Here is an 11,289-nt window from a genome sequence, read left to right on the forward strand (position 1 = left end):
GAGAACGGAAGAGAGAGGGGTGCCGCATGAGCGTCCTCGACCGACTGATGGGCCGGGATCTGCACTCCCTCGCCGCCCCCTACGCCCTCGACGCACTGGAGGGCGACGAGAGGCGCCGCTTCGAACGCCATCTGAAGGGCTGTGACCGCTGTGCCGAGGAGGTACGGGCGCTGACCGAGGACGCCGTGCGGCTCGCCTGGTCCACGGTGGCGGTCCCGCCGGCCGCGCTGCGCGAGCGGGTGCTGACCGCCGTATGGACGACACCTCAGGAACCGGTGGCCCGGGACCCGTCCCGGGCACGGGGGTCCCGTCAGCCCGCGCGGGCGCGTGTCCCCTGGTTCCGCCCGCTGTTCGCCCCGCTCGCCACCACCACGGCCGCCGCGGCCCTCGTCGTCGCCGCGCTGTTCGCGGTGCAGGCGACCCAGGCGCGCGACCAACTGGACCAGGAGCGTGCCCAGGCGCGTGAGATCGCCCACGTTCTCGCCGCTCCCGACGCGCGGGCGACCGCCGGACGGGACGCGCGGGGCCGTGGAATCGGAGTAGTGGCCTCCGCGTCGGAGCGGCGCGCCGTCGTGACGCTGAGCGGACTCGGCACTCCTCCGGACGGACGCGTCCGTCAGCTGTGGCTCATGCGCCCCAACGAGAAACCGCGTTCGCTCGGTCTCTTCGACGGCGACACGCCCCTCGTCGCCGACGGGCTGAACCCGAACGCGACGTCACTCGCAGTGACGGTCGAGCCTTCCGGCGGCTCGGAACAGCCCACTACCTCGCCGGTTGTCCAACTCGCCCTGGAAACGGTTGGATTCGGAGAGTAACCGTCAACCCCCTTATGGGGAAGGTGAATCCTTTGTCCGAGATACACGCGCGCCACGAGGGGGCGATAGGGTTAGTCTGCCCGGGCCGGGTGGACTTGTACGGGTGGGGAGTGACATGGAACAGATAACAGTGCGCAGCAGGGCACGTGTCCCTGCGATCACGTGCGGGAGCAGCGCGACCAGTTCGCGCCTCGACCGACATCTCGCGGTGCTCGGCGGTCCCGCCATACCGCAGCGCGAGACGCTCGAGGCGACGTCGCTGATGCGTGAGCTCACGACCCGTGACCACGCGCACGACAGCGGCTCCAGGGTCGCGCGCGTGCGGCGGGTCTCGCTGTTCGCGCCGCTCAGGCGGCTGCGCCGCTCGCTGTTCGGCAGCCGCTGACCGGCTGTCGGCACCGGCCTTCTCGACCCGCGCTCCGGCGACTCCACCGAACCGGCGCAACGCTGCCCCTCCGCGTCCGTCATCCCCACGGCGGGCAGCGGTGCCCGGTGATCACCACGTCCGGAGCGCGGGTCACCGCCGTCACCGGGCCGTGAGGCTCAGCGCACCACTCCGTCCCGCCGCAGCTCGGCGACGTCCGCCTCGGTCATGCCCAGCGCCCGCAACACCACCCCCGTGTGCTCGCCGAGCCGCGGGACGGACCCCATGCGCGTCTCCTCCCCGCCCGGCAGCGTGATCGGAGGCAGCAGCGCCCGCAGCGGTCCGACCGGCGACCCCACGTCCCGCCACCTGTTCCTGGCCGCCAGCTGCGGATGCTCCGCCACCTCCGTCACGTCCCGCAGCCGTGCGCAGGCGATGCCCGCGGCCTCCAGGCGGGCCACCGCCTCGTCGGCGCCGAGCGCGCCCAGCGCCCGGGCGACCACGGCGTCCACGTGCTCCCGGTCGGCCACCCGCGCCGCGTTCGTGGCGAAGCGCGGATCGTCCGCCATCTCGGGCCGCTCCAGCACCTGTTGGGCGAGCCGCCGCCACTCCCGGTCGTTCTGCACCGACAACAGCACGTGCCCGCCGTCAGCCGTCGAATAGGCGTCGTAGGGCACGATGACGCTGTGGGCGAGGCCCGTGCGCGCCGGCGGGGTCCCGCCGTGCATCGCGTGGTGCAGCGGATGCCCCATCCACTCCGCGAGCGCGTCCAGCATCGACACCTCGACCGGGCCCCCGCGCCCGGTCGTGCCGCGCCGCACCAGTGCCGCGAGGACCCCCGAGAACGCGTACATGGCCGCCGCGATGTCCGCGGCGGGGATGCCCGCCTTCACCGGCTGCCCGGGCGTCCCGGTCACCGACACGAGCCCCGCCTCGCACTGCACGAGCATGTCGTACGCGCGTTTGCCGGCGTACGGCCCCGACGGCCCGTACCCGGAGATGTCCACGGCGATCAGCCGCGGATGCTCGCCGCACAGGGTCACCGCGTCCAGTCCCAGCCGGGCCGCCGCCCCCTGCGCGAGGTTCTGCACGAACACGTCCGCCCCCGCGACGAGCCTGCGTACGACGTCGAGCCCGCGCGGGTCCTTCAGGTCGAGGGCGACGGACTCCTTGCCCCGGTTGCACCACACGAAGTGCGAGGCCAGGCCCTGGGCCGCGGTGTCGTAGCCCCGGGCGAAGTCCCCGCCGTCGATCCGCTCGACCTTCACGACCCGGGCGCCGAGATCGGCGAGCTGCCGGGTCGCGAAGGGCGCGGCGACGGCTTGTTCGACGGCGACGACGGTGATGCCTTCGAGGGGCAGAGGCTCTGGCTGCATGCGATGGATCATGGACCCTGGACATACATTTGTCATGCACTGATTTCCGCGGGGTGATCCGGTCACCCCCGGCCGACGGGCCCGGCACCGCAAGAGACGATGCGCGTCCGTGGCGGACGGACACCACCCCCGCTAGATCAGCGCGAACTGGCCCTCGGGCCCCTCTTCGTGGTGGTCGAGCACCGACGCCGGGCGGCGGGCCGTGTCCGGGACCGGGAGCACTCCGGCCGTGCGCAGTTCCGTGCGGGTGATCGGCGCCCCCGGCTCCAACGCGGCTTGCAGGGGCCGAAGTTCCGCGAGGAGCGCGAGCACCGTGATGAGTTCGAGGAGTTCGGACGTCCACGCCTGCGGCCAGCCGGCGGGGCCGATCGCCTCCAGGGTGCCGGGCTCTCCCGTCCCGGTCCTCGCCGCGAACCACTGCTCGAGCACACGCGCGCCGCCGACCTCGAAGTCCCAGGCCTCGGGCGGTACGGGGGAGATCATGCCCGCGCCGAGGTGCAGGCACTCCTCGGCGCGGTCGTAGTGCGGGTCGGCGAGGAGGGGGCCCACGGCCGGCCGGGCTCCCTGGGGGAGGGCGGACAGCGGCGCGCGCACGTAGGGGCGGCGGCCGCCGGGGAGTTTGGGGCGCTCGCCGTCGCGGCGCATCAGCCGCAGCACGCGCCGGCCCAACTCGACGCCGGACGACCACACTTCGGGATCTGCGGTGAGCGGGACCACGCAGCCGTCCCGGCCGTGCCGTGCGACCGCCATGGTCCAGGCGAGGACGTCGAGAGGAGCGGGCGGGTGGCCGAGACGGGAGCCGAGGTGTTCCAACAGGCCCGGTGCCAGGTTCGGTTCACGGCCGCCGGGCCGCCGGTAGAGGGGGCGCACCCGCCCACCGCGGCCGGCGCTCAGCGGCAGCACGGACGCGGCCAGCAGGGCCGGACCGGACGTCTCGGGCACAGGGGTCTGCTCGACCGCGAACACCTGCTCGTCGTCCGTCACCCGCCACAGCTCGGGGCGGGCCGAGTCGATCAGCCGGTGATCGGGAATCAGCCACTGCTCGTCGAAGGGGGCGCTCAGCACCCGGACCGGTGCCGGACAGGGGTCCGACACCCGCGCGAGACGGCCCGTCCCGCTGGACTGGCCCGGCAGCTGGGCCACCGCGGAGTGTGTCGTGCGCGCCCGCGTCGGCCCGAACAGCGTCTCGCGGTCGGCCCCCTCGGCCCGCACGAGGGCGTCCCAGCGGGCTTTCAGGGAGGCCGCGTCGGGGGCCGTCGGCCACCTCCGGCCCAGTCTCGGCGGTGCGACGGACCACGGCATGAGGTCCGCGAGCAGCGGAGCGGCGTCGGGCGTCACGTCCGGCATCGTACGATGCGGGGGCCGTCCGCCGTCCCCGTACGGCATCGTCAGTGCGCGTCGAGGGTGACCGTGAACGAGAAGCGGTCGCCCCGGTAGTGGATGACCGCGACGTCCAGCGCCTGCCCGTCCTGGCCGTGGATGACGCCCGTGTAGCGCAGGATCGGGCTGAGCAGCGGCACCTGGAGCAGCCGTGCCGTCTCCGGGTCCGCGAGCGTGGCCTCCACCGTGTCGGTGATCCGGCTGATGCCGATCCCGAGCACGTCCCGCAGCACCTTGGTCATCGGCCAGCGGATCAGGTCCTCCCGGTCGATGCGGTCGGCCAGCTCCGGCCGGAGGTAGTTGCGCGCGTGGTTCGTCGGCTCGCCCGTCGTCTCGTCGCTGCGCAGCCGGTGGTACGTCGCCACCTCGTCCACATCGGGGAACAGTTCCGCCAGTTCGCCGGGAACGGGCGCCTTCCCCTGGTCCAGCAGCTCGGTCGTCATGCCCGACTGCTGGGCCACGATCGCGTCCACCGAGCCGAGCAGCCGCACGGGCGCGCCCCGCCGGGCGCTCGGCTCGATGAACGTGCCCCGCCGTCGGTGCCGGGTGATGAGCCCCTCGGTCTCCAGCTCCTTGAGCGCCTGCCGCATGGTCAGCACGCTCACCCCGTAGTGCCCCGCGAGCTGCTCCTCGGTGGGCAGGCGCAGGGGGTCCTGGGGGGTGCGGCCGAGTATGGAGGCGCGCAGGGACTGCGACACCTGGTACCACAGCGGCAGCTTGCGGTTCAGGACGATCGAATCGGGAGCGAAGGAGGTCACGAGGGTATCCGTACAGGTCGCGGGCGGGGAAGGCAACGGCCCGTGCGACTCAGCCGGCAGGGCGGAAGTGCCGCCCGAGCCCCTTCCACACGTCGTCGTAGCCGCGCTGGAGGTGGTCCGCCCGGGCCGCCTGGGCCGTCGCGGTCACCGGCCAGCGGGTCTCGAACATGAACGCCAGGCCGTCGTCGATCTTCTGCGGCTCGAGTTCGGCGGCGCTGGCGCGCAGGAAGGTCTCCTCGTCCGGTCCGTGCGCCGACATCATGTTGTGCAGCGAGCCGCCGCCCGGCACGAAGCCCTCCGCCTTCGCGTCGTAAGCGCCCTCGATGAGCCCCATGTACTCGCTCATCACGTTCCGGTGGAAGTACGGCGGCCGGAACGTGTCCTCGCCCACCAGCCAGCGCGGCGCGAACACGACGAAGTCGACGCCGGCCAGACCCGGGGTGTCGGACGGCGAGGTGAGCACCGTGAAGATCGAGGGGTCCGGGTGGTCGTAGCTGATGGAGCCGATCACGTTGAAACGGTGCAGGTCGTAGACGTACGGCACGTGGTTGCCGTGCCAGGCGACCACGTCCAGGGGGGAGTGGTCGTACGTCGCCGTCCAGAGGTTGCCGCAGAACTTGTTCACCACCTCGACCGGGCCCTCGACGTCCTCGTACGCGGCGACCGGGGCGAGAAAGTCGCGGGCGTTGGCGAGGCCGTTGGCGCCGATCGGGCCGAGGTCGGGCAGCTGGAAGGGCGCCCCGTAGTTCTCGCACACGTAACCGCGGGCGCCGGATCCGCCCTCCGGCGCCGGGTCCAGCAGCTCCACCCGGAAGCGCACGCCCCGGGGGATCAGCGCGATCCGCCCCGGCTCCACGTGCAGCAGCCCGAACTCGGTGCGCAGCAGCAGGCCGCCGCGCTCGGGAACGATGAGCAGCTCGCCGTCGGCGTCGCTGAACACCCGCTCCATCGAGGCGTTGGCGTGGTAGAGGTGCACGGCGATGCCGGTGCGCTGGCTCGCGTCGCCGTTGCCGCCGAGGGTCCACAGGCCCGCGAGGAAGTCCGTCCCGGCGGGGGGTTCCGGAAGCGGGTTCCAGCGCAGCCGGTTCGGGCCGGGCACCGTCTCCGTGAACGGCGCGGTCCGCAGGGTGCCGTTGTCGGTGCGGGTGAACGCGGGGTGCGCGGCCGACGGCCGGATCCGGTACAGCCACGAACGCCGGTTGGACGCCCTCGGCTCGGTGAACGCCGAGCCGCTCAGCTGCTCCGCGTACAGACCGAGCGGTGCGCGCTGCGGCGCGTTGCGGCCGTGCGGCAGGGCCCCCGGGACCGCCTCCGAGCCGTGTTCGTTGCCGAATCCGGAGAGGTAGGCCAGCCCTTCGGCCGTCTTCCTCGCGTCCCCGCTCATGATCGCTCCCTCGCGCCTGATTCCTATGCATCACCGTAGGATTCCGTTCCGTCCCGCGCAAGAGGCCGGCCGGTGGCAGGCCGACGGATGGCCGGATTTGCCACAGGACTAGTACGCGAGAGGGTGCGTGCGGCCCGAGAACCCGACTTCAGGGGGATCCGGCCGCGAGGGGCCCTGTTCTACGCTCCCGGACATGCGGTGGACGCCTGTACTGCTCACCGCGCTCGTGGTCTGCGCCCTGCTCGGCGGAGCCGCGGGCTGCGGAGCCGATGATGCGCACGAGCGGGGGACCGCGATCTCCGCCTCTCCCGTGGGCACGTTGCTCGACGAGACGGACGAGGAGGGGCGGCTCTACCGCGAGGTGGACGGGAAGGGGGCGCCCGAGGTCGCGATCGAGATCCAGCCGGACCCCGCCGGCGGGTGGGACGTGCGGCTGACCGTCCGGGCCTTCCGCTTCTCGCCCGCGGGCACGCCGACCGTGCCGGTCGCCGGGCGCGGCATCGCCCACCTCTACGTCGACGGCCGGACCGTCGCCCGGCTGCGCACCGCCGAGCACCACCTGGCCGGGCACCTCGTGCCGCGCGGCACCCACCACGTCACCGCGCGGCTGTACGCGGACGACGGCACCGTGTGGGCCGTCCACGGCAAGCCCGTCGAGAGCACGGCCGACATCACGGCCTCGGAATCCGCTCCGGCGCCCGCGGCCCCGCGGGCCGCGCCGGCCGAGGCGCGACGGGCGGTCACGGCGCGCGGACGCCCGCCGGAAATGAGTGGTCATGGCACGGAGACGCGTACTGATGGGGGAGGTTCACCGGACCCCGGCGGAAAGGCATCATGAAGACCGTGCCCCATACGACCTCGCTCCGCAGAGCGCCCGTACAGCGGCGTAGCGCAGAACGACTGACCAGGATCCTCGACGCCTGCGCCGACCTCCTCGACGAGGTGGGCTACGACGGACTGAGCACGCGGGCCGTGGCCCAGCGGGCCGGCGTGCCCATCGGTTCCGTCTACCGCTTCTTCGGCAACAAGCGGGCGATGGCCGACGCGCTCGCCCAGCGCAACCTGGAGCTCTACACCGAGCGCGTCGCGCAGAGCCTGCGGGAGGCGGACGGGGGCGGCTGGCGGACCGCGATGGACGCGGTGCTCGACGAGTACCTCGCCATGAAGCGCACCGCGCCGGGCTTCTCCCTCGTCGACTTCGGCAACCAGATTCCCGTCGGTGCCCGTCACGCCGAGCCCAACACCCGGGTCGCCGACCGCCTGACCGACCTGCTCTCCGGCTATCTCGGCCGCACCCCGGACGACGACCTGCGCCGCTGTTTCCTGGTCGCCGTGGAGACCGCCGACACACTGGTCCACCTCGCCTTCCGGGTCGATCCCGAGGGGGACGAACGGATCATCGAGGAGACGCGCGAGCTGCTGCGGGCGTACCTGGCCAGGGCCCTCGACTGACCGGTTCCCGTCCGGTGCGCGTCCCCGTCCGGTGGGCGTCCCCGTCCGGCACGTGTCCCCGTGCGGCACGTGTCCCCGTGCGGCACGCTTCCCCGTCCGGTACCGCCCGTGCCCGTACGCGCGAGGGAAGTCCCCCGGGTGCCTCCCGTGGCGGCGGGGCCCGTGACGCGTCGTCCGCGGGACACCGGAGCCGCCCGCGCGCGGAATTCCGACGTGACCCCCGGCGGACCCTCCCGGTCATGCGTACCGGTCGGTATGCTCACTCGCGTCCGTGTGCCACCGAAGCCACCACCCTCCGGGAGGACCCGTGTCCCGTACCTCCGGCACCACCCCCGACTCCCGGACCGCGCTGCGCGTCTGCCCCCTGTGCGAGGCCACCTGCGGGCTGACGCTGACCATCGAGGGCACCCGGGTGACCGGCGCCCGGGGTGACCGCGACGACGTGTTCAGCAAGGGTTTCATCTGCCCGAAGGGCGCCTCCTTCGGCGCCGCCGACGGCGACCCCGACCGGCTGCGCACCCCCCTCGTCCGTCGGGACGGCGAACTGCGCGAGGCCACCTGGGAGGAGGCCTTCGACGCCGTGGCCGCCGGACTGCGCCCGGTCGTCGAACGGCACGGGCCGCACGCCGTCGGCGTCGTCCTCGGCAACCCGAACGTGCACACCATGGCCGGCGCCCTCTATCCCCCCGTGCTGCTCGGCGCCCTGCGCACGCACAGCGTCTTCACCGCCTCCACGCTCGACCAGATGCCCAAGCACGTGTCGAGCGGACTGCTGTACGGCGACGCCAACGCGATCCCCGTGCCGGACCTGGACCGCACCGACCACCTGCTGCTCATCGGCGCCAACCCGCTGGAGTCCAACGGGAGTCTGTGCACCGCCCCCGACTTCCCCGGCCGGCTCCGGGCGCTGCGGGCCCGCGGCGGCACGCTGACCGTCATCGACCCGCGCCGGACCCGCACCGCCAAACTCGCCGACCGCCACGTGGCCGTCCGCCCCGGCACCGATGCCATGCTCCTCGCGGCGATGGCGTACGTCCTGTTCGAGGAGGAGCTCGTCGACCTCGGCGCCCTCGCCCCGCACGTCCAGGGGGTCGACGAACTCCCCGACGCGCTGCGGGACTTCACCCCCGAGGCGGCGAGCGCGGCCTGCGACGTGGACGCCGTGACCATCAGGGAGCTGGCGCGCGAGCTGGCCGCCGCCCCCACCGCCGCCGTCTACGGCCGCATCGGCAGCTGCACCGTCCCGCACGGCACCCTGGCCAGCTGGCTGGTGGACGTCCTCAACATCCTCACCGGCAACCTCGACCGGCCCGGCGGCGCCCTCTTCCCGACGGCCGCCACCGACCGGACGCCCCGCCCGGCCGGCCCCGGCCACGGCTTCGCGCTCGGCCGCTGGCACAGCCGGGTGAGCCGCCACCCCGAGGCCAAGGGCGAACTGCCGCTGGCGGCCCTGGCGGAGGAGATCGACACCCCGACCGAGGAGGGCAGCCCGGTCCGCGCGGTCATCGCCGTCGCCGCCAACCCGGTCCTCTCCGCGCCCGACGGCCTCCGCCTCGACAAGGCACTCGAATCGCTGGACTTCATGGTCAGCGTCGACCCCTACCTGAACGAGACCTCGCGCCACGCCCACGTCGTGCTGCCCCCGCCCCCGCCCTCCCGCGGGGCGCACCACGACTTCGCGTTCAACACCCTCGCCGTGCGCAACCAGGTCCGCTACAACCGCCCCGCCGTCCCCCTGGAGGAGGGCCGGATGGCGGAGACCGAGATCCTCGCCCGGCTCGTCCTCGCCGCGAGCGGCATGCACGGCGCCGACCCCTCCGCCGTGGACGCCATGGTCGTCGAGGGCACCCTCGGCAAGGCGGTCAAGGACACCGCGTCGCCGGTGCACGGGCGCGACCCGGGGGAACTGGCCGCGGCCCTCACCGGCGAGAACGGTCCCGAGCGCCGACTCGACATGATGCTGCGCCTCGGCCCGTACGGCGACGGCTTCGGCGCGCGCCCGGACGGTCTGACCCTGGAGAAGCTGCTGGCGCACCCGCACGGCATCGACCTCGGACCGCTCGCCTCCTGCCTGCCGAGGCGGCTGAAGACCCGCAGCGGGAAGGTCGAGCTGCTCCCCGGGCCGATCGCGGGCGACCTGCCGCGGCTGCGGGACGCGCTGCGCGAACGCCCGGCGGGCATCGTCCTCGTCGGCCGCCGTCATCTGCGCTCCAACAACAGCTGGATGCACAACGTCCCCGCGCTCACCGGCGGTTCCAACCGCTGCACCCTGCACGTCCACCCCGACGACGCCGCCCGGCTGGGGCTCGCCGACGGTGCGGCCGTGCGCGTCAAGGGGGCCGGCGGAGAGGTGGTCGCCCCGGTGGAGATCACCGACACCGTACGGCGCGGAGTGGTGAGCCTTCCGCACGGCTGGGGGCACGACCGCCCCGGCACCCGGATGAGCCACGCCGCCCTCGACCCCGGGGTCAACGTCAACCAGCTCCTCGACGGCTCGCTGCTCGACCCGCTGTCCGGAACGGCCGTCCTCAACGGGGTGCCCGTGGAACTGACGGCCTGCCCCTGAGCCGGTTTCGCGCTCCGAGCCACCGCGGACACCCGTGAGCCGCCGCGGTCCGGAGCGGCACGACGCCCCTGACGCACCGGGACCCGGGACGTCACGGTGCCCCTGGGCCGCAGCGGCCCAGGGGCACCGTTGCGCCGGAAGGGCGATCCCCGGCGGGAGGCCGGGCGCAGTTGCGTCGCTTCGTGGACCTTATGTGAGAACTAGTCAGATGACCTGAAAGTCGTATGAAAATCACCTGACTCGGAGGAACCTCGCATGTCCACCTCGTCCCACCCCGTGTCACGTCGCGGCGCCGGCACCCTCGCCGCCCTCGCGGTCACGGGCGCCGTCTTCCTCGGTGCCCCGGCCGCCGTCGCCGCCCCCGGCGACAACGGCGACGTCAAGGTCCACGACGCGAACACGCCGTTCGAGAACCAGCGGGACGATCCGAGGGTCTGCCGGTTCTACCTCGACGGCTTCGGCTTCGACGCCGGGCAGCAGATCTCCTGGTTCATCGCGCGCCAGCCCGGCGCCGCGGGCACCCCCGCCCTCGCGGGCACGCTGTCCGCGTCCGCGACCGGGCGCGCCGGGACCCGCATCTTCACGCTGCCCGACGGCCAGTACAAGCTGACCTGGAACTTCCTGGGCGAGAACGGGGCGGGCAAGAGCAAGGTCTTCCGGGTCGACTGCCCCGTGAGCGCCCCGACCTCGACGCCGACCGGGAACGGCGGACCGAGCGGGACACCCGGCCGGCAGAGCGGACCGGGCGGGAGACCGAGCGGGACACCGAGCGGGACACCCGGTCAGCAGAGCGGACCGGGTGGTGGACCCGGCGGACAGCAGGGCGACCCGGGCGGCTGGCCGGGCGGCCCCAACGGAGGGGCCCCGGCGGGCGGCGGCGGGCTCGCCCGTGCGCAGGACTTCTCACCGGTGGCCGGTGCGGCGGCCGCGGGTCTCGTAGTGGCCGGGGGAGTCGTGTTCCTGCGGCTGCGCCGACGCGACAATGGCGCCGCGTAGACGGCGGAGGCCCTGGTACCGGACGCGCGCCTACCGCCTGGCGAGGACCCTGGCGGTCGCCGTCGCGCTGGTGGTGGGCGGCGTCTGGTGGGCGGGGGACGACGATCCCGCCGGAACGGTGGCGGCCGGCGCCGTGCGCGACGACGGCGCCGCCTCCCGGGCTCCGGCGGCGGGCGCCGGGCACGCGCCGGACGCCCG

General features: G+C 73.8%; 10 protein-coding genes and 1 pseudogene. 7 read left to right on the forward strand and 4 right to left on the reverse strand.

The window, feature by feature from the left end:
* Positions 1-26 precede the first annotated feature (26 nt).
* Entirely contained in the window at positions 27-815 is a 789-nt protein-coding gene (locus CW362_RS32935; protein WP_103553270.1) for an anti-sigma factor, read from the forward strand.
* A 115-nt stretch (positions 816-930) separates the two neighbouring features.
* Positions 931-1,200: a hypothetical protein gene (locus CW362_RS32940; protein WP_103553271.1), complete on the forward strand. Its 270-nt coding sequence runs from the start codon at positions 931-933 to the stop codon at positions 1,198-1,200.
* A 158-nt stretch (positions 1,201-1,358) separates the two neighbouring features.
* Here CW362_RS32940 and CW362_RS32945 read toward each other — a convergent pair whose 3' ends face one another.
* The 4 genes from CW362_RS32945 to hmgA form a co-directional block, all read right to left on the reverse strand.
* The gene (locus CW362_RS32945; protein ID WP_206301122.1) at positions 1,359-2,567 is read right to left on the reverse strand and encodes a CaiB/BaiF CoA transferase family protein; all 1,209 of its coding nucleotides are present in this window, start codon (positions 2,565-2,567) and stop codon (positions 1,359-1,361) included.
* 120 nt (positions 2,568-2,687) lie between these two features.
* Positions 2,688-3,902: a type ISP restriction/modification enzyme gene (locus CW362_RS32950; RefSeq protein WP_103553281.1), complete on the reverse strand. Its 1,215-nt coding sequence runs from the start codon at positions 3,900-3,902 to the stop codon at positions 2,688-2,690.
* A gap of 41 nt (positions 3,903-3,943) precedes the next feature.
* A complete protein-coding gene (locus tag CW362_RS32955; protein WP_103553272.1) occupies positions 3,944-4,693 on the reverse strand; it encodes a GntR family transcriptional regulator in 750 nt (249 codons plus the stop codon).
* Between the two features lie 49 nt (positions 4,694-4,742).
* Positions 4,743-6,077, reverse strand: coding sequence for a homogentisate 1,2-dioxygenase (gene hmgA / locus CW362_RS32960; RefSeq protein ID WP_103553273.1), 1,335 nt, complete (start codon positions 6,075-6,077; stop codon positions 4,743-4,745).
* A 193-nt stretch (positions 6,078-6,270) separates the two neighbouring features.
* Here hmgA and CW362_RS32965 point away from each other — a divergent pair, with 193 nt between their 5' ends.
* From CW362_RS32965 to CW362_RS44940, 5 genes and pseudogenes are all read left to right on the forward strand, one after another.
* Positions 6,271-6,915, forward strand: coding sequence for a hypothetical protein (locus tag CW362_RS32965; RefSeq protein WP_103553274.1), 645 nt, complete (start codon positions 6,271-6,273; stop codon positions 6,913-6,915).
* Entirely contained in the window at positions 6,912-7,529 is a 618-nt protein-coding gene (locus CW362_RS32970) for a TetR/AcrR family transcriptional regulator (protein WP_103553275.1), read from the forward strand. Before CW362_RS32965 ends, CW362_RS32970 begins: the two co-directional genes overlap by 4 nt.
* Positions 7,530-7,836: 307 nt before the next feature.
* Positions 7,837-10,095 (forward strand): molybdopterin oxidoreductase family protein, encoded by a 2,259-nt coding sequence (locus tag CW362_RS32975; protein ID WP_103553276.1) that lies wholly within the window; start codon positions 7,837-7,839, stop codon positions 10,093-10,095.
* 255 nt (positions 10,096-10,350) lie between these two features.
* Positions 10,351-11,091 carry a hypothetical protein gene (locus CW362_RS32980; RefSeq protein ID WP_240658151.1) on the forward strand — a complete coding sequence of 247 codons (741 nt, stop codon included), beginning with the start codon at positions 10,351-10,353 and terminating at the stop codon, positions 11,089-11,091.
* Positions 11,078-11,289, forward strand: a pseudogene (locus CW362_RS44940) (class F sortase); the annotation flags it as partial. The gene CW362_RS32980 and the pseudogene CW362_RS44940, both read left to right, overlap by 14 nt.

Origin of the sequence: Streptomyces populi (assembly GCF_002911015.1) — a bacterium.
Classification (GTDB): domain Bacteria; phylum Actinomycetota; class Actinomycetes; order Streptomycetales; family Streptomycetaceae; genus Streptomyces; species Streptomyces populi.